General features: G+C 59.8%; 26 protein-coding genes and 1 pseudogene. 10 read left to right on the top strand and 17 right to left on the bottom strand.

The window, feature by feature from the left end; all coding sequences use genetic code 11:
- From Q1A06_RS07620 to Q1A06_RS07610, 3 genes are all read left to right on the top strand, one after another.
- Positions 1–429: a VOC family protein gene (locus Q1A06_RS07620; RefSeq protein WP_299561080.1), complete on the top strand. Its 429-nt coding sequence runs from the start codon at positions 1–3 to the stop codon at positions 427–429.
- Positions 430–446: 17 nt separating this feature from the next.
- Entirely contained in the window at positions 447–1058 is a 612-nt protein-coding gene (locus Q1A06_RS07615) for a hypothetical protein (protein WP_299561077.1), read from the top strand.
- Positions 1059–1140: 82 nt separating this feature from the next.
- Positions 1141–1851 (top strand): alpha/beta hydrolase, encoded by a 711-nt coding sequence (locus Q1A06_RS07610; RefSeq protein ID WP_299561074.1) that lies wholly within the window; start codon positions 1141–1143, stop codon positions 1849–1851.
- 3 nt (positions 1852–1854) lie between these two features.
- Here Q1A06_RS07610 and Q1A06_RS07605 read toward each other — a convergent pair whose 3' ends face one another.
- Complete coding sequence (locus tag Q1A06_RS07605) at positions 1855–2424, bottom strand: DUF6151 family protein (protein WP_299561071.1); 570 nt, start codon at positions 2422–2424, stop codon at positions 1855–1857.
- Between the two features lie 3 nt (positions 2425–2427).
- Complete coding sequence (phaZ, locus tag Q1A06_RS07600) at positions 2428–3714, bottom strand: polyhydroxyalkanoate depolymerase (RefSeq protein WP_299561068.1); 1287 nt, start codon at positions 3712–3714, stop codon at positions 2428–2430.
- A 117-nt stretch (positions 3715–3831) separates the two neighbouring features.
- Here phaZ and phaC point away from each other — a divergent pair, with 117 nt between their 5' ends.
- From phaC to phaR, 3 genes are all read left to right on the top strand, one after another.
- Complete coding sequence (gene phaC / locus Q1A06_RS07595) at positions 3832–5637, top strand: class I poly(R)-hydroxyalkanoic acid synthase (RefSeq protein ID WP_299561065.1); 1806 nt, start codon at positions 3832–3834, stop codon at positions 5635–5637.
- Positions 5638–5811: 174 nt separating this feature from the next.
- Entirely contained in the window at positions 5812–6258 is a 447-nt protein-coding gene (locus Q1A06_RS07590; protein ID WP_299561060.1) for a phasin family protein, read from the top strand.
- A 131-nt stretch (positions 6259–6389) separates the two neighbouring features.
- Positions 6390–6953, top strand: a complete 564-nt coding sequence (phaR, locus tag Q1A06_RS07585) for a polyhydroxyalkanoate synthesis repressor PhaR (protein ID WP_299561057.1) — start codon at positions 6390–6392, stop codon at positions 6951–6953.
- A gap of 70 nt (positions 6954–7023) precedes the next feature.
- Here phaR and Q1A06_RS07580 read toward each other — a convergent pair whose 3' ends face one another.
- The 15 genes from Q1A06_RS07580 to secG form a co-directional block, all read right to left on the bottom strand.
- Positions 7024–8328, bottom strand: a complete 1305-nt coding sequence (locus Q1A06_RS07580) for an FAD-binding oxidoreductase (RefSeq protein WP_299561052.1) — start codon at positions 8326–8328, stop codon at positions 7024–7026.
- A 24-nt stretch (positions 8329–8352) separates the two neighbouring features.
- Positions 8353–9711, bottom strand: a complete 1359-nt coding sequence (locus tag Q1A06_RS07575; protein WP_299561048.1) for a glutamine synthetase family protein — start codon at positions 9709–9711, stop codon at positions 8353–8355.
- Positions 9711–10394, bottom strand: a complete 684-nt coding sequence (locus tag Q1A06_RS07570; RefSeq protein ID WP_299561043.1) for a type 1 glutamine amidotransferase — start codon at positions 10392–10394, stop codon at positions 9711–9713. Before Q1A06_RS07570 ends, Q1A06_RS07575 begins: the two co-directional genes overlap by 1 nt.
- A gap of 4 nt (positions 10395–10398) precedes the next feature.
- The gene (locus Q1A06_RS07565) at positions 10399–11733 is read right to left on the bottom strand and encodes a glutamine synthetase family protein (protein WP_299561038.1); all 1335 of its coding nucleotides are present in this window, start codon (positions 11731–11733) and stop codon (positions 10399–10401) included.
- A 98-nt stretch (positions 11734–11831) separates the two neighbouring features.
- Positions 11832–12638 carry an ABC transporter permease subunit gene (locus Q1A06_RS07560; protein WP_299561033.1) on the bottom strand — a complete coding sequence of 269 codons (807 nt, stop codon included), beginning with the start codon at positions 12636–12638 and terminating at the stop codon, positions 11832–11834.
- Positions 12635–13516 carry an ABC transporter permease subunit gene (locus tag Q1A06_RS07555; protein ID WP_299562028.1) on the bottom strand — a complete coding sequence of 294 codons (882 nt, stop codon included), beginning with the start codon at positions 13514–13516 and terminating at the stop codon, positions 12635–12637. The genes Q1A06_RS07560 and Q1A06_RS07555 overlap by 4 nt, the downstream gene beginning before the upstream one ends.
- An 83-nt stretch (positions 13517–13599) precedes the next feature.
- Entirely contained in the window at positions 13600–14337 is a 738-nt protein-coding gene (locus tag Q1A06_RS07550; RefSeq protein ID WP_299561028.1) for a transporter substrate-binding domain-containing protein, read from the bottom strand.
- Positions 14338–14367: 30 nt separating this feature from the next.
- Positions 14368–15144, bottom strand: a complete 777-nt coding sequence (locus Q1A06_RS07545; RefSeq protein ID WP_299561023.1) for an amino acid ABC transporter ATP-binding protein — start codon at positions 15142–15144, stop codon at positions 14368–14370.
- 107 nt (positions 15145–15251) lie between these two features.
- Complete coding sequence (locus Q1A06_RS07540; protein WP_299561017.1) at positions 15252–15686, bottom strand: TerB family tellurite resistance protein; 435 nt, start codon at positions 15684–15686, stop codon at positions 15252–15254.
- A 29-nt stretch (positions 15687–15715) separates the two neighbouring features.
- Positions 15716–16153 carry a TerB family tellurite resistance protein gene (locus tag Q1A06_RS07535; protein ID WP_299561013.1) on the bottom strand — a complete coding sequence of 146 codons (438 nt, stop codon included), beginning with the start codon at positions 16151–16153 and terminating at the stop codon, positions 15716–15718.
- Between the two features lie 9 nt (positions 16154–16162).
- Positions 16163–16813 (bottom strand): hypothetical protein, encoded by a 651-nt coding sequence (locus tag Q1A06_RS07530; protein WP_299561010.1) that lies wholly within the window; start codon positions 16811–16813, stop codon positions 16163–16165.
- A gap of 19 nt (positions 16814–16832) precedes the next feature.
- Complete coding sequence (locus tag Q1A06_RS07525; RefSeq protein WP_299561004.1) at positions 16833–17129, bottom strand: DUF1330 domain-containing protein; 297 nt, start codon at positions 17127–17129, stop codon at positions 16833–16835.
- 37 nt (positions 17130–17166) lie between these two features.
- Positions 17167–17946 carry a 23S rRNA (adenine(2030)-N(6))-methyltransferase RlmJ gene (gene rlmJ / locus Q1A06_RS07520; protein ID WP_299561001.1) on the bottom strand — a complete coding sequence of 260 codons (780 nt, stop codon included), beginning with the start codon at positions 17944–17946 and terminating at the stop codon, positions 17167–17169.
- 40 nt (positions 17947–17986) lie between these two features.
- Positions 17987–19633, bottom strand: a complete 1647-nt coding sequence (locus Q1A06_RS07515) for a CTP synthase (protein WP_299560998.1) — start codon at positions 19631–19633, stop codon at positions 17987–17989.
- A 189-nt stretch (positions 19634–19822) separates the two neighbouring features.
- Positions 19823–20185 carry a preprotein translocase subunit SecG gene (secG, locus tag Q1A06_RS07510; RefSeq protein ID WP_299560994.1) on the bottom strand — a complete coding sequence of 121 codons (363 nt, stop codon included), beginning with the start codon at positions 20183–20185 and terminating at the stop codon, positions 19823–19825.
- 147 nt (positions 20186–20332) lie between these two features.
- On the opposite strand from secG, the gene nthA reads away from it, so the two are divergent.
- The 4 genes and pseudogenes from nthA to Q1A06_RS07490 all read left to right on the top strand — a co-directional run bounded on the left by nthA (position 20333) and on the right by Q1A06_RS07490 (position 23432).
- The gene (gene nthA, locus Q1A06_RS07505; protein ID WP_299560990.1) at positions 20333–20953 is read left to right on the top strand and encodes a nitrile hydratase subunit alpha; all 621 of its coding nucleotides are present in this window, start codon (positions 20333–20335) and stop codon (positions 20951–20953) included.
- Positions 20950–21624, top strand: a complete 675-nt coding sequence (gene nthB, locus Q1A06_RS07500) for a nitrile hydratase subunit beta (RefSeq protein WP_299560987.1) — start codon at positions 20950–20952, stop codon at positions 21622–21624. Before nthA ends, nthB begins: the two co-directional genes overlap by 4 nt.
- A complete protein-coding gene (locus Q1A06_RS07495; RefSeq protein ID WP_299560984.1) occupies positions 21621–21950 on the top strand; it encodes a nitrile hydratase accessory protein in 330 nt (109 codons plus the stop codon). The genes nthB and Q1A06_RS07495 overlap by 4 nt, the downstream gene beginning before the upstream one ends.
- 227 nt (positions 21951–22177) lie before the next feature.
- Positions 22178–23432: pseudogene (locus tag Q1A06_RS07490) on the top strand (IS3 family transposase).
- Positions 23433–24222 lie beyond the last annotated feature (790 nt).

Here is a 24222-nt window from a genome sequence, read left to right as displayed (position 1 = left end):
ATGGAACAACGCGTCAGCCTGATCACCCTCGGCGTACGCGACATGGAGCGGTCGGCTTCGTTCTACGAGGCGCTCGGCTGGACCCGCGTCGAGGCGCAGGAGGGTGTCATAGCATTCGATCTGATCGGACAGTCCTTGGGCCTGTATCCGTTGGAGAAACTGGCCGAGGACATCGGGCTGCCGGTCAGTGACTTGGGACGCGGGGCAAGCACCTTGTCGTATAACGTACGCGAAAGAGCTGAGGTGACGCCGGTTCTTAACAAGGCGGAAGCCGCGGGTGGACGTATCCTGCGGCCCGCATCCGACGTATTCTGGGGGGGCTACATCGGTTATTTTTTTGATCCCGAAGGCACTATCTGGGAAGTGGCGCATAATCCGCACGCCCCGCTTGGCGCCGATGGCGCGTTTCGCTGGAACGGCTTCGACTGATGCGAAGGCCGCGCAGCATGCGCAGCCTCGAAAATATTGGCCGTGTACGTTTGTCCCGTCATTTCTACATGCGCGATTTCCTGATGAGCGAGATCGGCGCGCTTCACGGCGTCCCGAACGTGCCGGACGACCCCGATCTGGCGATCGCGCACGGTCGCAGGCTGTGCGAAGATCTGCTCGATCCGCTGGAAGAAACCTTTGGCCGGGTGGCCATCCGCTCGGGCTACCGCTCGGAGGCGCTCAACACTTACGGTAATTTCCACGATCTCAACTGTGCGCGCAGCGACAACCCGATCGAATGCCACATCTGGGACCGTCCAGGCACTCCGATTGCGGGCACGTCCCTGGTGATCCCGTGGTTCGCCGACCGCTACGCCGCCGGGCGGGACTGGCGCGATCTGGCATGGTGGGTGCACGATCATCTGCCCTATTCCGAAATGTGTTTTTTCCCCAGGCTGGCGGCATTCAATCTGGTGTGGCGGCCCGACCCCTTGCGCACCATCTCAAGCTATATCGCGCCGCGCGGGATGCTCCTGCGCGCGGGTAATGCGCCGGAGGAGACGCGCGAAACCCGCGCCGACCGCTACGGCGATTTTCCACCGTTTCGCGGTATCTCCTATCCTGAGTGATGGGCAGGGGTTGTGCCTGCGGGTCTGCCACGGCATTGCTGGGCGCAGTATCGTGCGATGACAGATGAATAAGGATCGACAGATGGCAGAGGCGCTGGTTTTGCTACCGGGCACCATGAGCGATGCGCGGCTGTTCGGGCCGCAGATCGCGGAACTGTCGTCGGAAATGGCGGTGATGGTCGCGCCCGTCACGCGCGGCGAGCGGATCGAGGAAATCGCGTCGGGGTTGCTGGATCTCTTGCCCAAGCGCTTTGCGCTGGCGGGGCTGTCTTTGGGTGGTATCGTCGCGATGGAGATCATGCGCCGCGCGCCCGACCGCGTTGCGCGCATCGCGCTGATGAATACAAGTCCGCTGGCCGAAACCCCGGTTGTCGCCGCAAACCGAGAGCCGCAGATCGTCAAAGCGCGCTCGGGGCGGCTGGACGAAGTCATGCGCGAGCAGATCAAACCGTCATCACTGGCCCCCGGTCCCTACCGGGGGGAGGTGCTTGATCTGGCGATGGACATGGCGCGCGCCCTCGGGCCAGAGGTGTTCATTCGCCAGTCGCGCGCCTTGCAGCGGTCCAAGGATCAGCAAGTCACGCTGCGCAAGTGCAAGGTTCCGGCGTTGGTGCTATGTGGCGCGTATGATGCGACCTATCCGGTGAAGCGGCACGAATTCATGGCGGAACTCATCCCCTACGCACATTTATGTGTGTTGGAGAACGCCGGTTATCTGCCGACACTGGAACAACCGGACGAGACGACCGCCGCCTTGCGCGCTTGGTTGAAACAGCCTTTCGTATTGCAATGATCCCTAGAACGGGAGCGTCGCGCGTTCGTCTTCGGTGACAAGGTGGACCGGCGCAGAGGGCGCGTCTGTCTCGATGTTGAAGAACGGTGTCTGTTTCCAACGGCCGCTGACACGTGCCACCAGAGCGCGCCATATCGTACCGCCGTAAAGCCGTATCCCATTGCTGTGGCGCGTGGTGCCGTCGGGCTGCGGAATGAAAGCCTCCATCGCGACGGGGCCGATACTGGAGGTGTCTTCCAGAAGATCGGTCATCATTCCGACCAATGCGAAACGCGGGGTGCGCAACATGGTGAAAAGTGGCACGCCACAGCAGCTCGCCCGCCAGCGCAACAGGCCCCTGGGGCTGAACGAAAAGACCGCGAGGTTTTCGCGCCCTTGGCTGAAGCTGATCTTGTCGGGGGTTGTCTGAAACAGCACCACGCCGCGATCCTCGGGGTCAACGCCGGTGGTGTAGACAAGCGCCGCCCGACAGGCGCTGCAATAGCACCGCACATGGTTTCCGCGCGGCGCATCGGCGTGGTGCAATGTGCCCTTTATCTCGCCGCAGGGGCAGGAAAAGGGCACGTCCGTCATGATTTACGCCGCGGTGTTCTTGTTGGCCGGTTTCGACGGCTTTGCCGACTTGGCAGCGGGCGCGTCGTTGGCATCGATAAAGTCAAGAACGAGCGGGCGGATATTCTTGCGCCAGCTGCCACCGGCGAAGATGCCGTAGTGTCCGGCACCATCCTCGACGTGGCTCGCCTTCTTGCTGTCGGGCAGCCCGGTGCACAGCGCAAGTGCGGCGATACATTGACCGGGGGCGGTGATGTCGTCTTTTGTGCCTTCGACGGTTTTTACAGCGACGGTCGTGATTTTTCCGATGTCGACGTGCCGTCCGTTGACCGTAAATTCGTTCTTGGCGATCTCGCCTTCCTTGAAGATCCGGTGAACGGTGGACAGATAGAACTCTGCCGTCATGTCCATCACGGCGAGATATTCGTCGTAGAATTTGTTGTGCTTGTCATGCTCGTGCGCCTCGCCGTTCGCCACGCGCGAGATCTGCTGGATGAATGCGTCGCTGTGCGTTTCGGTGTTCATCGAAATGAACGAGGCAAGCTGCAGCAAGCCAGGATAGACCTTGCGCCCGACGCCCTTGTACTTGAACCCGACTCGCTGGATCATGCCTTTCTCAAGCTGACCCATCGTCACGGAATGGCCGAAATCGGTCACGTCCGTAGGCACCGCGCTTGGATCGATGGGGCCGCCGATCAGGGTGAGCGACCGCGGCTGTGCATCAGGATCTTCCTCGGCCAGATAGGCCGTCGCGGCCAGGGTCAGCGGAGCAGGCTGACACACGGCAATCACATGCGTGTCCGGCCCGAGATGGCGCATGAAGTCCACAAGGTACAAGGTATAATCCTCGATGTCGAACTTGCCTTCGCTCACCGGGATGTCGCGGGCGTTGTGCCAGTCGGTGATGTAGAGATCACAATCGGGCAGAAGGCTGATCACCGTCGACCGCAGCAGAGTCGCGTAGTGTCCCGACATCGGTGCGACCAGCAGAACCTTGCGCTTTTTGCTGGTACGCCCCTGCACCCGAAAATGCAGAAGATCACCGAACGGTTTGGCAAGCTCGATCTCGCTGGTCACGAGCCGGTCCTGACCGCTCTCGCCGACGAACGGCGGGATGTTCCAATCAGGTTTCATCACCATGCGGCTGAATGATCGCTCGGTCACTTCGCCCCAGGCGCTCATCCACTGAAATAGGGGGTTGGGCAGCATCGACAGGGCCGGATAAGACGCCATCGCCTGTGCAGAGGCACCAAGCCACTGATTTGTGTTACGAATGGTTTCCATCATATCGTAGGATGCCATATAACGCATGGGAGAACTCCTGTGGATCAACCCTTGGGACGGGGCCACGGCGCAGCCGGACGCGGTCTGTTGTTCCTGAGGGCAAACAAAATGCTGCGACTGCAAACATAGTGGGGATAAGTTAACATGACAACCGATATGGATGAAAATGGTCAACCCAGTGCGGCGTCTGTAACCCGATTGACGCAGAATCTGAGTAAAGTCGACGAGTTGCGCCAGCGCCTTACCCACGTTTTGACGCACCGCAGCACGCACCAAGCCGCACTGGATGCTCCGAATCAAGAATTGTTCGCGAAGGCCGCGCAATCGTACATGCAGGAGGCGATGACCAACCCGGCAAAGTTGATCGAGCATCAACTCGAGTTCTGGACCAAATCCGTGACCCACTTTGTCGAGGCGCAGCATGCGCTCGCCTCAGGCAAGCTCGAAGCACCGGCCGACCGCACCCCGACGGACCGGCGTTTCGCCAATCCGATGTGGGAAAAGCATCCCTATTTTAACTTTCTCAAGCAGCAGTATCTGCTGAATGCCGAGGCGCTGGAGCAGGCGGTCGAAGATGTCGATGACATGGAACCCCGCGAAAAGCAGCGGTTGCAGTACTTCTCACGCCAGATCATCGACATGATGAGCCCGACAAACTTTCTGGCGACCAACCCGGACGCCTTGCAAAGGGCGGTCGATACGGACGGGGAGAGTCTTATCAAGGGGCTCGAAAACCTGATTTCGGATCTGGAGGCGAACAATGGCGAAATGATCGTGCGCCTCGCCGACGAAAGCGCCTTTGAGCTGGGCGGCAACATCGCCACCACACCCGGCAAGGTGGTCTTTCGCAACCGTTTGTTCGAGCTGATCCAGTACAGTCCGACAACCGAGGAGGTGCACGCGACCCCGCTGCTCGTTTTCCCGCCGTGGATCAACAAGTATTATATTCTCGACCTGAAGGAGCAGAACTCCTTTGTGAAATGGATTGTCGATCAGGGCTATACGCTGTTCATGGTGTCCTGGATAAACCCCGACAGCACCTACCGCGACGTCGGCATGGGTGATTATGTCGAGGACGGCTATCTCGCGGCCTTTCGCGAAGTCAAAGAGATCACCGGTGAAAAGAAGCTGAATGCGATCGGCTACTGCATCGCGGGCACCACGCTGGCGCTGACGCTGTCATTGATGAAACAGCAAGGCGACAAGACGGTCAAATCGGCGACATTCTTTACCGCACTGACCGATTTCAGCGATCAGGGGGAGTTTCAGCCGTTCCTCACCGAAGACTTCATAGACGGTATCGAAGCGGAGACGGAGAACAAGGGTATCCTGCCGTCCATCGTCATGGCACGGACATTCTCGTTCTTGCGTTCCAATGATCTGGTCTATGGCCCAGCAATCAAGAGCTATATGCTGGGCGATACGCCGCCCGCCTTTGACCTGCTGTACTGGAACGGCGACGGTGCAAACCTGCCCGCGAAGATGGCGATGGAATATCTGCGTGGCCTGTGCCAGCGTAACGAACTGGCGGATGGCGGATTTGATCTGCTGGGGCATCATCTGGTCCTCGATGAGGTCGACGTGCCGCTGTGTGCCGTTGCCTGCGAGACCGATCACATCGCCCCCTGGAAAGACAGCTATCGCGGCGTTCAGCAGATGGGCAGCAAAGACAAGACGTTCATCATGACACAGTCGGGTCACATCGCCGGAATAGTCAATCCGCCGAGCAAGGGTAAATACGGCCATTATACCAACGATGATTTGGGACTTGACCACGAAGCGTGGCGCGAGGGCGCGGAATTCACCGAAGGATCGTGGTGGCCGCGGTGGGAAAAGTGGTTGGCAAAACGGTCAGGCAAGATGATTCCCGCCCGAAAACCGGGTGACGATGGAAGAAAAATTATCAGCGATGCGCCCGGGGGCTACGTTGCCGTAAAGGCAAGGGGCTGATTGGAAAGAGATTTGTGTCTATATCGGCCCTATATGCTGCATTGCAGAAAAACCTTGAAATGCCGCAGTGCAGCATGTATATGGTTTGCAGAGGCAGCGAGTGGATGATCCGCTTGTTGCAGGAAATTCAAAGCGGTGCGGTTGCACCCCATGATGCAAACAAAGGAACATAAAATGGCTACGAAGACACCTGACATGACAGCAATGCTCAAAGACATGATGGGCGCGTTCCCTGTGGATACATCCGCAATGGAAGCATCGTTCAAAACATCCGCAACGCTGAACGAGAAACTTTCCGGCGTGGCGCTGAACGCTGTCGAAAAATCCACCGAGATCTCTTCCAAGTGGACCAAAGACACCGTTGCGAAGCTGTCCGAAATGGCGAAAGCCAAGAACGAACCAGCCGACTACGCAAAAGCGATGTCCGACTTCGCAACAGCGTATTCCGAAGCTGCTGCCGAGCACATGTCGGCGTTCGCCGAAGTTGCGAAGAAAGTTCAGTCTGACACGGTCGAGCTGATGATGGCCGCGGGCAAGGACATGTCCGAGGAAGCGCAGACCGCAATGACCAAAGCGACCAGCGACGTGCAGACAGCTGCGAAGAAAGCGGCGTCCAAGTAAATTCGAAACATTGCGTATCGCCGGTTCAGTCGGCGGGACCGCACGGGAGGGGCGAGCTGGCAGTAGCTCGCCCTTTCTTTTTGCAAAGCGGAGGGCTAGGCTTGTCATGAGCAAATCCGTGAGGACAATACATGACAGACACCGGCAAACGTCTCCTGATCAAGAGATACGCAAGCAGACGGCTCTATAATACGGAGACGAGCGATTACGTCACGCTCGACGATATTGCCGGGTTCATCCGTGACGGGCGCGAGGTGCAGATTGTTGATTTGAAGTCCGGTGATGATTTGACGCGCCAATATCTCTTGCAGATCATCGCAGAACACGAAAGCCGCGGTGAAAGCGTGCTTCCGGTGGACGTGTTGAACGATCTGGTGCGCAGCTATATGACCGGAAACGTAAGCGTCGTGCCGGAGTTTCTTAAACAGTCCTTTGCCATGCTCCGTGACGGGCAGGCGAAGGTGATCGAGAACATCAACACGATGAACCCACTGGCCAAAATGCCGGGTTTCGATGCGATGCAGGCGCAACAGGAAGTGTTCCTCAAGGCGATGACAGGTACCTGGAAGGGCGGAACGGGACCCGAGGCCGGGGAGCCGCGCAACAAATCCGAGACCAAGGAAAAAGACGAGGATCTCGATGCAATCAAGCGTCAGCTGTCAGAGCTTCAGGACAAGCTGTCCAAGCTGAAATGAGCGGTCGCGGGTTCGGGAATTTGGTTCAAGAAGCGGGTACAGGCCCGCTTTTCTCCACCAGTAGATAACTTCAGACCCCAAGGCGATCGCGCAGGGCGTACCAGCTCATCGCGAGGACAAGCAGGGGCGACCGCATCGCGGGTCCGCCGGGAAACGGCTGGCTGGGGAGGGCGGCCATTGTGTCGAACCCGTCGCCATCGCCCTGCACCGCCCGCGCCATGAGCTGACCCGCGTGGGTCGCCGTCCCCACACCGTGCCCGGAATACCCCGAGGCAGACAGGATATTCGGGGCCAGACGTGACAGGAAGGGCAGGCGTTTCATAGTGATGCCCAACGTGCCGCCCCAGGCGTAGTCGATCCTGACGTCCTTGAGATGAGGGAACACTACCGACATCGGCTTGCGCACCTTGGCGCAAATATCGGAGGGGAAGCGGTAGCCGTAGCTTTCACCGCCCCCGAACAACAACCGCCCGTCGTGGCTGAGGCGGAAGTAGTTGACGACGAACCTGCTGTCAGCGACGGCCACGTCCCGCGGCAGCACGTCCTTGACGCCATCGCCCAAGGGCTCTGTCGCGGCAATGAAGTTGTTGATCGGCATGACCCGTGCCGCCACCCGCCGGTTGAGCCCGCCCAGATAGCCGTTGCACGCCAGAATGACGTGATCCGCCGTCACATGACCGGCGTCGGTACGCACACTTGCGGGGGCGCCTTCTTCGATGTGGTGCACGGCGCTGCGCTCGAAAATACGGACACCGGCGGCGGCGGCGGCGCGTGCCAGCCCAAGCGCGAAATTGAGCGGATGCAGGTGCGCCGCCCCCATGTCGAGGATCCCGCCGCGATAGTCGGGGGAGGGGCAGACCGCCTGCAGGGCCGCGTGGTCCAGCGTCTCGATCTGATCGTAGCCATAGTTTTTTTCCAGATGCGCAGCATAGCTGTGCATGTGACGCACATCCGCGTCCGTCGATGCCGTCCAGGCGACGCCCGGCTTCAAGTGGCAGTCGATATCGAACCGGGCCGCAAGGTCTTTGACCAGCGTCTTGGCATCCTCGGCCAGATCCCACAGCTTGGCTGCTTCAGGCGCGCCGACCAGCCGTTCCAGCGCGTCCTGTTCCATCCGTTGACCTGATCCGAGTTGCCCGCCATTGCGTCCAGACGCACCAAAGCCTACGCGCTGCGCCTCCAGCAGAATGACACTGCGACCCGCTTCTGCCAGATGCAGAGCCGCCGACAGGCCCGTATAACCCGCACCGATCACACAGACATCGGTCCTCTGCGCTCCCTTCAACGGTGGATAGGAGGCGAGCGGCGTCGCGGTCGCAGCATACCAGCTTGGCGGATATTCCCCGCGTTGGTCGTTGGCATAAAGCAGGTTCATCTTTTGGATCCTCGCAAATGCGGATCAGACGTTCATCAGCAGATGCTCGCGCTCCCACGGCGAGATCACCATGAGAAACTCGTCGTATTCCGCGTCCTTGACGATGGAGTATACCCGTGCGAACTCCGGCCCCAGAACGTCGTGCAGATCGGTCGCATCGTCGAAGATGCGCAGCGCCTCGCCCATCGTGCGGGGAATGTCGCCGTCACCGTCATAGGCATCGCCTTTGAATTCGGTCTTGGGCATTTCACGCGCCTTGAGCCCCAGATACCCGCAGGCCAGCGATGCCGCGATGCCGAGGTAGGGGTTGCAATCCATCCCGGCAAGCCTGTTTTCCACACGCCGCGCGGCGGGGCTGGACAGCGGCACGCGGATGCCGGTGGTACGGTTGTCGCGCCCCCATTCCAGATTGATCGGGGCGGCGTGATCCTTGACGTACCGGCGATAGCTATTGACGTAGGGCGCGATCACGGCAAGCGCGGAAGGCATGTGGCTTTGCAGTCCGGCGATGAAGTGCATGAACGCGTCCGTCTCGCCGCCCTGCGGTCCGGAAAAGATGTTCTTGCCGGTTTTGCTGTCGAGAACGGAGTGATGAATGTGCATCGCCGACCCCGGCTCGTCAGCGATCGGTTTCGCCATGAACGTCGCATAACAATCGTGGCGCAACGCAGCTTCGCGAATGAGGCGCTTGAAATAGAACACCTCGTCCGCGAGCCGCACCGGATCGCCGTGCAGCAGGTTGATCTCCAACTGGCCCGCACCACCTTCCTGTGTGATCCCGTCGATCTCGAAACCCTGCGCTTCGGCGAAATCGTAGATGTCGTCGATAACCGGTCCGAATTCATCCACGGCGGTCATCGAATAGGCCTGTCGCGCCGCTGCCGGACGGCCAGAGCGGCCCATCATCGGCTTGATATCCTGCGCAGGGTCAATGTTGCGCGCCACCAGAAAGAACTCCATTTCGGGTGCGACGACAGGCTCCCAGCCCTCATCGCGGTATAGCTGCACCACCCGTTTAAGCACATTACGCGGCGAGAAAGGCACCGGCTCGTCGTTTCGGTCATAGGCGTCGTGGATGATCTGAAGCGTCCAGTCGGCGGTCCACGGCGCTGCGGTGGCGGTGGTCATGTCCGGCTTGAGCACCATGTCACGCTCCACGAAGCCTTCTTCTCCGGCCGCTTCGCCCCATGCGCCGGTGATCGTCTGGTAAAAGATGCTGTCGGGTAGATGAAAGCTTTCCTGCCGCGCGAATTTGGTCGCCGGCACCGCCTTGCCGCGGGCGATCCCCGGAAGATCGGGAATGATGCACTCGACCTCGTCCAGCCGGCGGCCGTCAAGAAATTCTTTAGCTGCGGGCGGCAGGTTTTCTGTCCAATCGGGCATCAGGTACTCGCTTTGCTTCTGAAGAACCGCGCCATGTAATTTGCGGTTCGGTCGTTGTCGACGGGAAGGTCCAATCCCGCCGTGGCTTCTTCGAGTTGGCGGTCCGGCACCACGCCTTTGCCGCGCGTCCGGATCAACCCGTCGATAAAGCTGGCAGGAAATTCGGGATGTGGTTGCGCGGTCCAGATGGTATCGCCGTAGGCAAGCATCGCATGGGCGCAGAAATCGGAGTGCCCGACGACCCGCGCCGTATCGGGCAATTCGACGACCTGGTCCTGATGCCACGCATTAAGCGCGAGCGGCATGCCATCGAAGGTATATTCCGTGCGCCCTACCGACCAGCCGCCGGCGAACTTCTCGACCTTGCCTCCGAGAGCTTGCGCAATGATCTGGTGGCCAAAGCAGATGCCGATCATCGGCTTGCCGCTGTCGCGAATGTCGCGGATCAGGTCTTCGAGCGGAGCAATCCAGGGATGATCTTCGTACACGCCGTGTTTGGAGCCAGTGATGAGCCACCCGTCGGCGTCCTGTGGCCCTGCGGGAAAGGACCCATCGACGACCGAAAAAATCTCGAACGCGAACCCATGTCCGCCCAACAGGCGGCAAAACATCTCGCCGTAGTCGCCTTGGGTCTCGATCATGCCGTCGGGTGAATGGCCGGTTTGCAGTATGCCGATCTTCATAAATTCACACCGTGTCCAGATAGATCTCGACCCGCTCGGCGGCGTTGAGCTCTTCCATGTAGTGCAGTTCCTGGCGCTTCGTCAGTACCAGATTGCGGATCAATTCGGGAGCGAAGATCCGCGCGATCGCGGGATCGGTTTCGAACGCGTCGATCGCCGTGACCCATGTGTGCGGAATCTGGGGCAAATCGGCGGCGTAGGCGTTGCCAGTGATCGGAGCGGGCGGCTCGCGACCGTCCTCAATGCCGTTGATCGCTGCACCCAAAACGGCGGCAAGCATCAGATAGGGGTTCACGTCGCCGCCCGACACGCGGTGCTCGATCCGCCGTGCCTTGTGATCGCCCGACGGGATCCGGATCGCCGAGGTACGGTTCTCGTAGGCCCAACTGACCCCGGTGGGGGCGTGGCTGCCGGGAACGATCCGGTCAAAGCTGTTGGCATGCGGAGCGAACAACAGCGCCGATCCCGGCATCGCCTCAAGACAGCCTGCCACCGCATGACGCATGATATCCGTCCCGTCCGGGCCACCGTCGTCAAAGACATTCTTGCCGTTCTCATCCAGCACAGAGAAATGCGTGTGCAATCCCGATCCGGGATAGTCCTTGTAGGGCTTGGCCATAAAACTGGCGGCGAAGCCATGGCGCCGGGCCAGCCCGCGCACCAGCATCTTGAACAGCCACGCATCGTCGGCGGCGCGCAGCGCATCGTCGCAATGCATCATGTTGATCTCGAACTGTCCCAACCCGGCCTCTGAAATGGCGGTGTCGGCGGGAATGTCCATTTCCTCGCAGGCGTCGTAGAGATCGGTAAAGAACTGGTCGAACTGGTCGAGCGCCCGAATACTGAGCGTTTCGGCCCCCTTGCGGCGCTTGCCCGACAGCGGAGAAGGCGGCACCTGTAGTTTGCGCCCTGAATCGTCGATCAGGAAAAACTCCATCTCGACCGCGCAAACGGGCGTCAGCCCACGCGCCCTGAAACGGTCCAGCACGGCGCGCAGCGCGTGGCGCGGATCGCCGCCGTAGGGGCGGCCATCCTCATGGAACATCCAGATCGGCAGCAACGCCGTGGGCGCGTCGAGCCAGGGCATCGGCATGAAGCCGCGTTCGGTCGGTTTCAGAACGCCGTCGCGGTCGCCGCTGTCAAAAACCAGCGGGCTGTCGTCGATGTCTTCGCCCCAGATATCGAGGTTCAACACGGAAAACGGAAAGCGAGTGCCGTCCTTGACCACCTTGTCGGCGAAACGTGTCGGGATCCTTTTGCCGCGCGGCACACCATTCAGATCGGCAGCGGCAACGCGAATTGTGCGGACAGAAGGGTTCTTGCGTAGCCAGTTGTGCATAGGTCACCTGAAAGGTGGGCTGGCACGAGAAGAAAGCGCAAAGGCGCGTGTTCGACCTGTGGCCAGCGCCACGAGGTTATTTGATCAAATTATCTGTACTACCGGAGCAGATTGGGACGCAAGCGCATTTTTTGTCTGCCTTCCGCTGGCAGATGTCGGTTCAAGCGGCGATTGGCCAGACCAAACAGGCTGATCACCACAAGCGTCAGCAGAATGAAGTAACCGGCGAGGATGGGGTAGGGGATGAAGGGATTAAACGTCTTGTCCGCGAAATAGCTGGCATAGTACAACGCGTCGCCGCGTTGCTGCCACGCTGGAAAACTGGATACGAAAACCAGTGTCGTTGCGTGAAACAGGAATATGGCTTCGTTCGTATAGGACGGCCACGCGAGACGCAGCGTGGTGGGCCAGATGACACGGCGAAACCGGCTCCAACCGCTCAATCCATAGGCATCTGCCGCTTCAACGTCGCCTTTGGGAATGGATTGCAACGCGCCGTAGAAAATTTCCGCGGAGTAGGCGGAGGTATTGCAGAACAGGACGATGACGGCGCCCAGCCAGGCGGCTGTGAACGGATCAAAGAAGGAAAAACTGGATTTGAGGCTGAGGAATGCGAAGTAGCCGAAAAAGAACTGGATGAACAGCGGCGATCCGCGAAAGATAAAGATGAACCATTCCGACGGCTTGCGCAGCAGCGCGCGGGGGCTTGCCTTGCCCAGGGCGAGGACGGTGGCAAAGAAAAATCCGAGGATCAGCGCGACGGTACCGAAATAGATGTTCCAGATCATCCCCGAACCGATCAATGTGAACTGCTCGCACAGGGTGAAATCCTCGCGCGGCAGCAGCCGTTCACCGATGCCGACCGAGCGCAGGGCATAATCCTGGATCGTCCGGATGCAGCTCACGTCGCTTTCCTTTGCGCTTCGCCGCCGGTTGTTGCCTGGCCCAGGGTCAGCTTGTGCATCAGTCGTGCGATGACCATTTCGGAAATGCGTGTGAAAATAAGATAGAACACCAATAGAGCGAGGAAATACCACAGGCGCCAGTCAGGATGGGGGTAGTCGGTGAACCGCGGGGTTTTCGAACCGCCCAGTTCACGCGCCCAATAAACGATATCCTCGACTCCCAACAGGAACAGGAGCGGTGTCGCCTTGATCAGAACCATCCAGAGATTCCCCAGGCCCGGCAGGGCGTAAACCCACATCTGCGGGACCAGCACGCGGCGGAATATCTGGCGGTGGGTCATCCCGTACGCCTCGGCCGTTTCCAGTTGGGCACGCGGTACGGCGCGCATGGCACCGAACAGGACATTGGCGGCGAATGCGCCGAACACGATTGCAAACGTCAGGACCGCAAGCGCGAAACCATAGGTTTCATGCACCCATTGGGGTGAAGTCCCGAGCGGCATCTTGGCCGCCTGACAGACGATGAAATCATTGCCTTGGCGGATCGGTTGGTCCCATTCAGGACACAGAAGTTTATGGCGCAGGTATTCGATACCCTGATCCAGAGCGATCACGAAAAACAGGAAAAACACGATATCCGGCACACCGCGGACCAGAGCAATATAGGTTTTGCCGAGCCAGCGCAGCGGCGCGATGCGCGACCGCGCGGCGGAGGCGCCTCCGAATCCGAACGCGAGCGCCGCAGGGCCGGTGATTGCCAGCAGGCCCAGTACCGTTAGCACCGACCAATAGAGCGCCATGTGCTTGCCCGTGGTCAGGTAGCAGCTGAGCCACGCAAGGCCCTCGATTTGGCTGGGGTCGGTGCAATAACTAAAAATTGGGGTGCCTGACGTGGCTAATAGGTCGAGGAGTGCCGAAATCCGTCAGGGCGCGCATTGAAGGCGCGCCCTGTCGCGTGTCTTTATTCGAATACTACGGCGTCATCGCCGAACCACTTCTTGATTGCGGTGTTCAGCGTTCCGTCTTCCTTCATGGAAGTGATCGCCGCGTCGAACTTCGCCTTCAGCTCGCTGTCGCTCTCGCGCACGCCAAGACCGATCCCGCCGCCAAGCTGTACGTCTTCTCCGACGAACATCAGCTCGCCGCCCGACTCCTCGACAGTCGGTACCAATGCGTCTTTATCCGCAAAGACCGCATCGGCCTCACCGTTGCGTACGGCGGCGACGGTTTCATCGTAGGTCGCGAATTCAAGCAGCGTGGCGCCGCTTTCGGCAACGTGACCGGCCTGAATGGTGCTGGCCTGGGCCGCGATGACGCCGCCGGTCAGATCGGCGGTATCAGACGCTGCTGCATAGGCCGAAGAAGCGGGCGGGAAATAGTTCTGTGTGAAGTCGATGACCTCTTCACGCTCGTCGGTGATCGACATACCCGCGATGATCGTGTCGTAGTTTCCGGACGTGAGGTTGGGAATAATGCTGTCCCAATCGTTTGTGACCCACTCGCAGGTCAACTCGGCGCGTTTGCACAGCTCATCGCCCACTTCACGCTCGAAGCCGTCCACTTCGCCCGAATCGTTGAGAAAGTTATAGGGAGGGTAGGCGCCCTCGGTCCCCATGCGGATCGTCTGCGCATGGCTGTCTGCAAAAGCAATGCCTGCGGACAGGGCAAGGGTTGCCGTTGCCAAAAGAACTTTTTTCATGTCGGTGTCTCCATCGTTACCATTATGGTTTTATGCGGCGTGGGTTGCCGAAAGGAACCCGCGCAGACGCTCTGATTTGGGTGCGGCAAACAACGTGTCAGGCGCACCCTGCTCTTCGATCAGCCCCTGATGCAGGAACACGACAGTGTCCGATACATCCGCGGCCAGTTTCATATCATGGGTCACGATCATCATCGTGCGCCCTTCGGCGGCCAGATCCTTGATCACCTTGACGACTTCCTGCTCCAGCTCGGGATCAAGCGCGGAGGTCGGCTCGTCGAACAGAAGCGCCTCGGGTTCCATGCACAGGGCACGCGCGATCGCGGCGCGTTGCTGTTGCCCACCTGAAAGCTGCGCGGGATACGCATCGGATTTATCGCCGATGCCCACCTTGTCGAGGTAGCCACGTGCAGCTTTCTCCACATCCGCGCGCTCGCGCCCCAAGACCGTTACAGGGGCCTCCATGACATTCTGCAAGATCGTCATATGCGCCCACAGGTTGAACTGCTGGAACACCATGCTGAGATTTGTTCGGATCCGCAGCACTTGTTTGGCATCCGCCGGTCGGCGGTTGTGACCGCTGCCGCGCCAAGCGACGGGCTCTCCCTTGAAAAGGACATCGCCTTGCTGGCTGTCTTCAAGCAGATTGCAGCACCGCAGGAGGGTCGACTTGCCAGACCCCGACGAGCCGATCAGCGATACCACATGCCCTTTGGGTGCCGCGATGCTCACACCCTTGAGAACCTCCAGCGCGCCATAGGCCTTGTGCAGGTCGCGGATCTCGATGACCGGGGCAGGGGTTGTCACAAACTACACGCCTCATAATTACAAGGAGGTATAAAACGGGAAAACACCCCTGCATGCAATGTAGTTTCGCGATTCTCGCGGTTAGATCACCCTAGGTCAACCCGCACTCAATCCTCAACGCGCCGGCGTGCCTGCGCATTGTCCATATCGGATACGCCTAGCAAATTGGCGACAAGACGCAGCAAGGCGTCCTCCTCGCTGGCGCGGGTGCCGTCGGCCAAGACGACCTTCCAGAGTGCCTCGATCACGCCGAGCCGGTCCTCGTAGGGCACGGCATCCTTGATGGAGCGGGTGAACCGCACGGTGTCCGGCGCCTGGGATTCAAGCGTTTCCGCATCCTGCACCAAGGCTTCGCTGCCGTCCGCATCCAGCCGATAGCGCCGTGCGACGATGGCCAGAATGCGCGCACGTTCCGATACGCTGTAATCATTGTCCGACCGGGCGGCACGGACCAACAGTGCTGTCAGGGCAAGGCGGGCATCCGCGTCGGGAAGCGGGGCGGGCGCTGATTCTGTCAGCTTTTTAAGAAGTTCACCAAACATGGGGATGTATCTAGGCGGTAGCGCGACGATTACAAAGGGGTAATCGCTTTTTCGCGCGCGGCGGCCATATCGCTGGCGGTCAGCCCCAGGGCCGTTTCGATCGCCATAAGTTGTATTTCCTCGTCGTCATCGCGCCCTCCATCGGCCATTGCAACGGCCCACATGGCTTCCCCCAGCGCCTGACGGTCTTCATAGCTGACCTCCTCGCGCAGGATGCGCGCGAACTCCGGCGTTCCGGGGGCGTGACGTTCCAACGCTTCGCATTGGGCGCGCAATTTCGCCGCATCGAGCGGCTTGAGCGTGAACGTGGCGGCCAGGATCTGATCGATCTTGGCCACTTCGGACACGACATAGTTTTTGTTTGCCAGCGCCACCCGAACCAACAGCGCGCCAAGCGCGAGTTGCGCATTGGGCTGTGGGAGCGGTTTGGGCGTGGGCGCGCGGCGCGGAAAAAGACGTTCAAGCATTGCGGAGGGTTATCCCAACCCGATCGATTTGCCAAACCTAATTGTATCTATGGCGAGCCCTTGAGGGTCGGTGTTTGTGAGTACTATGCCCGCGATGTCCTGCACCGTACCGGCGCGGGCAAATCCGACGACGGTTTCACCCAGCGGCGTGATCGGTACCCGTGCCAGAACGCCTCCGCTGCGGTCCAGAAACAGCGCATCGGCGCTGCCGCTTTCGCCGCCGCGAAAATGGATGGAGATTTCCGATTGATCGTCGTCGAACAGGATGGCGATGGCCCCTTCGCCCTGACCATCACGGTGCGGATATCCGCGTGGCCCGTAGCCGTTGAGAACCGAGATCCCCATGAACGCGACCACCGAAAGGTTTTGCCCGGCGGCACCTGCAAGCAGGGTCAGCGGCCTGAGCGCCGCACCTGTAATCCCGTCATGCGTGTCGGAGCCATTCAGAGTTTGCCCCGCGAACCGCTCTCCGAAACCAGCGCCATCGAGGATAAGCAGGTCGTCGAAAAGATATCCGGGTCCCTGACCACTGGGAGCAGTGTCGAATGTGATCTGTCGAGGGAGGGACAGTGTTTCGGGATCCACGATGCAAACGCGCGCGCCGCAAGCCAGCGCCGCGATCGGCTGAACACACATTACGAGCATCGCCAGAACCCTCATGACGACATCATACCACGGTTTAGCTGTCGTATCCTTCGACAATTATCAATGTGCCGTCGGAAACTGTCATGCGGATGTCCTTGGCGGCCTGATAGCCGGGGCTTTGATAGCAGGCGACGGCATCGGCGTAGCTGGGGAATTCGATCACGACGGTACGGGGGTTTGCGACCCCTTCGCGGATTTGCTGTGTGCCGCCCCGCACGAGAAACCGCGCGCCGTATTGCGCAAACGGCTTGGCGTTCGCTGCACGGTACTTCTCATAAGCGGCTGTGTCGCGCACGTCGAGGTTTCCGATCCAGTATCCTTTTTTCGGCATCTCTGTGCATGCTCCCTTGTCGTGTTGTCGTTTCCGGTCAGGCCAGTGTGGCGAAATCTGCGGCGCGCAACGCCGCCTCTTCGGCCAGCCCGTAGGGCGGGTTTAACATGAACAGACCGGAGCCTACCATACCGTGTCCGATCCGCGCCGGCGGGAAGCGCACTTCGTGGCGCAGCGCCTGCGGATGCCGGCCCATCAGCTGCTGGATCATCGGCAAATGCACGCGCGAGGTCAGAATAGGGTACCACAGCATGATGATGCCTACGTTCCACGCGCGGTGCAGTTTGGCGATATGGCGCGGGATGTCGGCATAATCCGTTTTGATCTCGTAGCTGGGATCGATCAGCATCAGACCGCGCCGCGGGGTCGGCGGGCACAGCGCAAAGGCGGTCTCGAACCCGTCACGCAGATGGCAGGTAACGGGGTAGGGTGACATCGCCAGATCCAGTGCCGCATGTTCGGCGGGATGTAGTTCGGCCAGATGAAGGCGGTCGGTGTCGCGCAATAGATGCGCCGCGATCAGCGGAGAGCCGGGATAGGCGTGTGAACCGTGCTCGGCTCTGGTGCGCTCCAGCGTGCGGGCATAGGGATGGTCCGATCCGAACCAGTCGCGCGCCAGCATGATACCCGCCGCCGCCTCGCCGGTTTTTAACGCCTCGTCACGGCCCAAGTCATACAGGGCGCGTCCGGCGTGGGTCTCGATATAGCTAAGCGGTTTTTCCTTGCGGGTCAGATAGTCGAGCGTCCACGCCAGCAGGCTGTGCTTGTGCACGTCGGCCATGTTTCCGGCGTGGTAAATATGCTGGTAGCTCAGCACCGGTTCGGCGTCCGGCAGCCGATGCTGTGGTCCGGTATCCTCATACCAGCCGCGACACGTCTTTTGCGGCGCGCACGAAATCGCGGAACAACGGATGCGGCTGGAACGGCTTGGATTTCAGTTCGGGATGAAACTGGACACCGATGAACCACGGATGGTCCGACCATTCCACGATCTCCGGCAGCTTGCCGTCCGGCGACATCCCCGAAAAGCACAAGCCTGCTTCTTCGAGTTTGTCCCGATAGGCGAGATCGACCTCGTAGCGGTGGCGGTGACGCTCGTCTATCGCGGTCGCGCCATAGATTTCCGCCACCCGCGATCCTTCGCGGAGCGTGGCGTCATATGCGCCCAATCGCATTGTGCCGCCCTTGTCGTCACCCACCTTGCGCTCGACCTTGTGATTGCCTTGAATCCATTCCTTGAGGTGATACACCACCGGCTCGAACCGCTTTTTCCCGGCCTCATGGTCGAATTCCTCAGACCCTGCAGTGCTGAACCCGGCCACATTGCGCGCCGCCTCGATCACCGCCATCTGCATGCCCAGGCAAATCCCCAGATAGGGCACCTTGTGCTCGCGCGCATATTGCGCGGCCTTTATCTTGCCTTCGGTCCCGCGTTCGCCAAAACCGCCGGGCACGAGAATGGCGTGAAACCCTTCGAGGTGCTGCGCGACCTCTTCGGAAGTGTCGAAGACTTCGGCATCCACCCAATCGATCCGCACCTTGACCCGGTTGGCCATACCGCCATGGGTGAGTGCCTCTGCAATGGATTTATACGCATCCTCAAGCTGCGTGTACTTGCCCACGATCGCCACCCGCACTTCGCCTTCGGGGTTGTGGATGCGGTCATAAACGTCGTGCCAGACCGACAGGTCGGGGCGCGGGGCGGGCGAGATATTGAAGGCGTCCAGAACCGCCTGGTCAAGGCCCTGCGCGTGATAGGCAAGCGGCGCCTCGTAGATTGACTTTAGGTCATAGGCCGCGACGACTGATTCCTTGCGGACGTTACAGAACAACGCGATTTTCTCGCGCTCCTTCTCCGGTATCGGATGCTCTGAGCGGCAGACAAGAATATCGGGGGCGATGCCGATGCTCTGCAACTCCTTGACGGAGTGTTGGGTCGGCTTGGTTTTCAACTCGCCGGACGCGGCAAGGTAGGGCAGCAGCGTCAGATGCATGAAAATGCATTGGCCGCGTGGTTTGTCGTGGGAAAACTGGCGGATCGCCTCGAAGAACGGCAGCCCTTCGATATCGCCGACCGTGCCGCCGATCTCGCACAGCATGAAATCGACCTCGTCTTCGCCGATGTGCAGAAAATCCTTGATCTCGTTTGTGACATGCGGAACCACTTGGATCGTCTTGCCAAGGTAGTCGCCGCGCCGCTCTTTTTCGAGGACGGTGGAATAGATGCGGCCCGACGAGACAGAGTCGGTCATGCGGGCAGGGACGCCGGTGAACCGCTCATAATGCCCCAGATCAAGATCGGTTTCCGCACCGTCGTCGGTGACGAAGACCTCACCGTGCTCGAACGGGCTCATCGTGCCGGGATCGACGTTAAGATAGGGGTCGAGCTTGCGCAAACGTACGCTGAAACCGCGGGCCTGCAAGAGCGCACCCAACGCCGCCGACGCAAGACCCTTGCCGAGCGAGGAGACCACACCGCCGGTGATGAAAATATAGCGTGCCATAGTGTATTCTCCCGTGCGCGGCTGCGCCTGCTCAAGTATTTCGGGCCTGTTTAAGACAGCCCTGAGCGGTGTGAAAAGCACACCATCACGGGACTTAATCATAACAGGATTCGGTCGCCCGGGGCAAGGCACCCGCGCAACATGCTGTTGCGTTCAGGCAGTGTGCCTCAACCTGTTGATATAGGCGGTTTAGTCGACAGTCGGGACCAGCGGTGCATTGTCGCCCTGTGCCGGTGGCAGCAGATTGTCCGCATCGGGCAGGGCCGGTGCGTCGTTCTGGTTCAGAGCCGGCGGCGTTGCAGACAAACGGTCCAGTACCGAGGTGCCTGCGGATTTTTGTGCCGATACGATGGTCAAGGTGATCGAGGTGACGACGAAAGCCGCGCCGAGAACCCATGTGACCTTGCTCATCGCGGTTGCCGGAGGGCGACCGGAATTGGCGCCACCGCCGCCACCCATACCCAGACCGCCACCTTCGGAACGTTGCAGGAGCACCACGCCGATCAGGCCGAGCGCTAGGATGAGGTGTACGATGAGGACGACGTTTTCCATGGGGTGCGGGCTGCTCTTTTGGTGTCTGGTCAGGTTGGCTTTGGGGGTGTCTAGGCAAGTTTGACTATGGGGGCAAGGGAGGAAGCACGCGTGTGGGCGGGACTTGCCCTCTGGACACGTGAATTTTTGCGGGGCAGTCTGCCTGACATGCCCCATGACCATTCCGATCACGACCACCCCCACGCCCTTTTGCCGCCCGAACCCGCACTGCGGGTCAAGGCGCTCGAAACCCTCTTGACGCGCAAGGGGCTGGTCGATCCGGCGGCGCTGGATGCAATCATCGATACCTACGAGAACAAGATCGGTCCGCGCAACGGGGCGCATGTGGTGGCACGGGCATGGACTGACCCTGCATTTCGGGCGGCGCTGATCGCGGATGCGACACCGCTGGTCGCGGATCTGGGATACTACGGGCGGCAGGGCGAGCATCTGGTGGTAGTGGAGAATACGCCGGAGGTTCATAACATGGTCGTCTGTACGCTGTGCAGTTGCTATCCGTGGCCCCTGCTAGGTATTCCGCCGGGCTGGTACAAATCGGACGCGTACCGCGCCCGCGCAGTGCGCGCGCCGCGCGCGGTTCTGGCGGATTTCGGCGTAACACTAAACGAAGGAACGGCGGTGCGGGTCTGGGATTCGACTGCCGAAGTGCGTTATCTCGTGTTGCCGCTGCGTCCTGAGGGCACGGATGGATGGAGCGAAGAGGCACTGATGGATCTGGTCACACGTGACAGCATGATCGGCACCGGTGTGGTCACGGTGCCCGAATGAACCGCGTGCACGACATGGGCGGACGCTTTGGCGATGGGCCTGTGGACGGGCGTCCGGAACATGCCGTCTTTCATGAAGATTGGCAGGCACGTGCGCTGGCCCTGACGCTTGCGGCAGGTGCACTTGGCAAATGGAATATAGACATGTCCCGCCACGCGCGTGAATGTCTGTCTCCGAAGGATTACACGGCGTTCGGGTACTACGAGAAGTGGATCGGTGGACTTGTTGCGCTACTGGTCGAGCAGGGGGTGGTCAGCCGCGCCGAGCTTTCGGGGATCGGGCCCGCGCAGTTCAGCGAGCTGGCGACGCGAAAACTGACGGCTGACGCGGTGGGCGACATGTTGGCGCGCGGTAGCCCGGCGAACCGGCCCTGCGACAGTGCACCGCTGTTCGTCGTCGGGGAGACCGTGCGCACCCGGCAATTCGCCGAGAATACTTTTGTCTCTGGCGGTCACACGCGTCTTCCGACCTATGCCGCGGGAGCGCAAGGCAAGATCCTGCGGTATCAGGGGACGCATGTGCTGCCCGACAGCAGCGCGCACGGTCGCGGCGAGGCAGCTGAGCCTCTGTATGCGGTGGCCTTTGCGGCAAGCGCGCTTTGGCGTCATCCCGAAAACCCCGATGACGAGGTCGTTTTGGATCTTTGGCAAAGTTATCTGGTGGCGGCATGACCGACGCGCCCGAACCTGTATTCACGGAGCCATGGCACGCGCAGATCTTTGCGCTTACCGTTTACCTCAATGAGGCGGGCCATGTGACCTGGACGGACTGGGCGGCACGGTTCGGGGCAACGCTCAAGCGGCATGGCCTCGAGAGAGAGCTTGATGGGGGCGACGATTATTTCAAGGCGTGGCTAGAGGCGCTCGAGACGTTTTTGAATGAGCGTGCCATGGCCGATACGGCAGCAGTCGAAGATCTGCGCGCCGCCTGGAAGCGGGCCTATCTCACCACCGCGCACGGCGATCCCGTGACGCTGGACGACGTTGTTGAGCCCTGAGGGCTCAAGACACCCCGCCCACCGTCCCGCAGTACATCGTCAATGTCCGTTGCCCCGATAAGATACACAACACGATGCTTCAGTTGATCACCGCGCGAAGTTGGTGCAACGAAGCCGAACCGGACTTTCGTACTTGGGTCGTCGAGCCGGAGTGCGCTGAGTACAGACAGCAGCATGAATCGCCCACAGTGTACCGGAGATCATCACGTTGAGTAAGAATGATGGTCATGACGAATAGCAAACTGGCAAAATTGCTATTCGCCTGAGGTCCATGCGGGTGCGGTTCGGATGGTGTTCAAGTATCAAGGTTCCTATGAGACGCAGGCGGGCACGATCGCGGCCATTGCATCCAAGATCGGCTGGATTCCTTAAACTCTGCGCGAATGTATCGAGTAAGTCGGGAAGAACAGTGTTCTGCACGACGACGTGACCACCGAGGAACGGGACCGGACCAAGGCGCTGGAACGGGAGAACCTGAAGCTGCGCCAGACCAATGAGATCCAGCGCAAGACGTCGGCACATTCTGCACAGGTGGAACTCGACCGCCCATTGAAATGATGATTGCGTTCATTCACTGCCCAGCAGGCGATTGCGAAGCAATCTGCCGATAGGGGACATATAATCACCACCTGGCGCGCCAAGTTGACCTTTACAGAGCCTCGGCGCGTCATCAGCGGGAGAGAACTGCGTTCGGAAATCGCACGGGTCTGGGATGAGACTTATCAAGTCTACGGGTTCCGTAAGGCTTGGCATCAGATGAAACTTGAGGGCTTTGAAGTGGCGCGCTGCACGATAGAACGTCTCATAAAACAGATCGGTACCCGGGGTGCCGTGCGCGGAAAGGTGTCAAATCAGCGATCCCTGATCCGTCAGCACCCTAGCTGCATAACAAGGTGAACCGCGTGTTCCGGGCTTCTGAAACGAACCTGCTTTGGGTCAGCGACTTTATCTATGGGTCCACCTGGCCAGGCTTTGCCTATATGGCCTTCGCCATCGATATATTCGCTAATCGCGTCGTGGGATGGCGGGTCTCAACGGTCCGCCAGGACAGACCTTGTGCTCGAAGCCTTGGAGCCGGCCCTGCATGATCGACGACCAGTGCAGAAAGCCGGCTTGATCTACCATTCGGACCGCCCCTCTCATGGCTTGCCTTTGCAAAATACTGCCGCGCAGCCGGACAGGCAATATTCGCCCATTCGCTAGACAGAGCGTTTGGCCGAAATCGGCATTGAACCATCGGTCGGGAGTGTTGGGGTCTCGTATGACAATGCCTTCGCTGAAACCATTAACCGCCTCTACAAAACCGAACCGGTCTATCGGCAAGACCCTCGACGCAACGCGCAAGACTTGCAGATGGCCCCTCTCGGAAGGGTCGACTGGTTCAACAATCGCCGCGTGCTCGGATTCATTGGAAATACCCCAACAGCCGAGGCAGAAGAGAACTTCCATGTACGGCGCGACCTGCTCGGTATGATCGCGTGAAATGGCTTGATAGGTCTCCGATAAACCCGGCGAGTTTCAATAGCCTTCGCTGGGTGGCCGCAATCACCGCAGGGGAAAGCGTCAGACCTGCAGACTAATGAACCAGACAGCATGTTTCCGACGGAGATTTTCACACTTTGTGAGTGCGGCTTCAAGACTTGCTCAGCTGAGAAGTCCGGTTTCGAGCCGGCCTGTTCTTACACCGAGGAGACAGACCACAACGAGGAGCCGATTCAGCGACGAACAGTTTATTAGGGTTTTGAGAAAGCCCCTCGGCCGGGACTGGTGCGAGAAGTACGGCGTCCGCGAATGCGACATTCTACACATGCCGGTTGAAGCAAGGCAGCATTGAAGTTTCGGACGTCAGGAAGCTGCAGGCGATTGCGGCTGAAAACGCGAGATGCCTGCTGAACGGATGATAGTTGTCGTGACGCGCGAGAAGATGCGGGGGGAAACGCTTGAGGTCCGGTTCACGTAGAAGCACGGTGACCTGAGCCAGAAATGCGAAGCAATATGATCAGAAGAGAGACTGAGCATCAGCGGGAATTGATCCGCGCGGTTAACCTCCATGTCCAAGCCTTCACCAGATACTGATTTGGGGAATAGAAAGGCGCAGGCAAGGGCGCTGTCACGATCAGAGAACCGATGATTACGCCGCAGGGACCAAACCAGCTGCGGTCAATCTATCTTATGCATAACAACCGCGCCTATCGGTGCCGTTTCTGTATATTGAATATGATCGATGGCTTCAGCCGTGAATATCTGGAAGCTGTGGTCGATACATTACCCG

The organism is uncultured Sulfitobacter sp. (assembly GCF_947497275.1).
In the GTDB taxonomy this organism is placed as follows: domain Bacteria; phylum Pseudomonadota; class Alphaproteobacteria; order Rhodobacterales; family Rhodobacteraceae; genus Sulfitobacter.
This window is presented reverse-complemented; position numbering and strand designations above follow the sequence as displayed.

What these genes read in the sequence shown, in the direction of transcription:
- Q1A06_RS07620 (WP_299561080.1), top strand. Translation starts at nt 1, where the DNA reads ATGGAACAACGCGTCAGCCTGATCACCCTCGGCGTACGCGACATGGAG.
- Q1A06_RS07615 (WP_299561077.1), top strand. Translation starts at nt 447, where the DNA reads ATGCGCAGCCTCGAAAATATTGGCCGTGTACGTTTGTCCCGTCATTTC.
- Q1A06_RS07610 (WP_299561074.1), top strand. Translation starts at nt 1,141, where the DNA reads ATGGCAGAGGCGCTGGTTTTGCTACCGGGCACCATGAGCGATGCGCGG.
- Q1A06_RS07605 (WP_299561071.1), bottom strand. Translation starts at nt 2,424, where the DNA reads ATGACGGACGTGCCCTTTTCCTGCCCCTGCGGCGAGATAAAGGGCACA.
- phaZ (WP_299561068.1), bottom strand. Translation starts at nt 3,714, where the DNA reads ATGCGTTATATGGCATCCTACGATATGATGGAAACCATTCGTAACACA.
- phaC (WP_299561065.1), top strand. Translation starts at nt 3,832, where the DNA reads ATGACAACCGATATGGATGAAAATGGTCAACCCAGTGCGGCGTCTGTA.
- Q1A06_RS07590 (WP_299561060.1), top strand. Translation starts at nt 5,812, where the DNA reads ATGGCTACGAAGACACCTGACATGACAGCAATGCTCAAAGACATGATG.
- phaR (WP_299561057.1), top strand. Translation starts at nt 6,390, where the DNA reads ATGACAGACACCGGCAAACGTCTCCTGATCAAGAGATACGCAAGCAGA.
- Q1A06_RS07580 (WP_299561052.1), bottom strand. Translation starts at nt 8,328, where the DNA reads ATGAACCTGCTTTATGCCAACGACCAACGCGGGGAATATCCGCCAAGC.
- Q1A06_RS07575 (WP_299561048.1), bottom strand. Translation starts at nt 9,711, where the DNA reads ATGCCCGATTGGACAGAAAACCTGCCGCCCGCAGCTAAAGAATTTCTT.
- Q1A06_RS07570 (WP_299561043.1), bottom strand. Translation starts at nt 10,394, where the DNA reads ATGAAGATCGGCATACTGCAAACCGGCCATTCACCCGACGGCATGATC.
- Q1A06_RS07565 (WP_299561038.1), bottom strand. Translation starts at nt 11,733, where the DNA reads ATGCACAACTGGCTACGCAAGAACCCTTCTGTCCGCACAATTCGCGTT.
- Q1A06_RS07550 (WP_299561028.1), bottom strand. Translation starts at nt 14,337, where the DNA reads ATGAAAAAAGTTCTTTTGGCAACGGCAACCCTTGCCCTGTCCGCAGGC.
- Q1A06_RS07540 (WP_299561017.1), bottom strand. Translation starts at nt 15,686, where the DNA reads ATGTTTGGTGAACTTCTTAAAAAGCTGACAGAATCAGCGCCCGCCCCG.
- Q1A06_RS07535 (WP_299561013.1), bottom strand. Translation starts at nt 16,153, where the DNA reads ATGCTTGAACGTCTTTTTCCGCGCCGCGCGCCCACGCCCAAACCGCTC.
- Q1A06_RS07530 (WP_299561010.1), bottom strand. Translation starts at nt 16,813, where the DNA reads ATGAGGGTTCTGGCGATGCTCGTAATGTGTGTTCAGCCGATCGCGGCG.
- Q1A06_RS07525 (WP_299561004.1), bottom strand. Translation starts at nt 17,129, where the DNA reads ATGCCGAAAAAAGGATACTGGATCGGAAACCTCGACGTGCGCGACACA.
- Q1A06_RS07515 (WP_299560998.1), bottom strand. Translation starts at nt 19,633, where the DNA reads ATGGCACGCTATATTTTCATCACCGGCGGTGTGGTCTCCTCGCTCGGC.
- secG (WP_299560994.1), bottom strand. Translation starts at nt 20,185, where the DNA reads ATGGAAAACGTCGTCCTCATCGTACACCTCATCCTAGCGCTCGGCCTG.
- nthA (WP_299560990.1), top strand. Translation starts at nt 20,333, where the DNA reads ATGCCCCATGACCATTCCGATCACGACCACCCCCACGCCCTTTTGCCG.
- nthB (WP_299560987.1), top strand. Translation starts at nt 20,950, where the DNA reads ATGAACCGCGTGCACGACATGGGCGGACGCTTTGGCGATGGGCCTGTG.
- Q1A06_RS07495 (WP_299560984.1), top strand. Translation starts at nt 21,621, where the DNA reads ATGACCGACGCGCCCGAACCTGTATTCACGGAGCCATGGCACGCGCAG.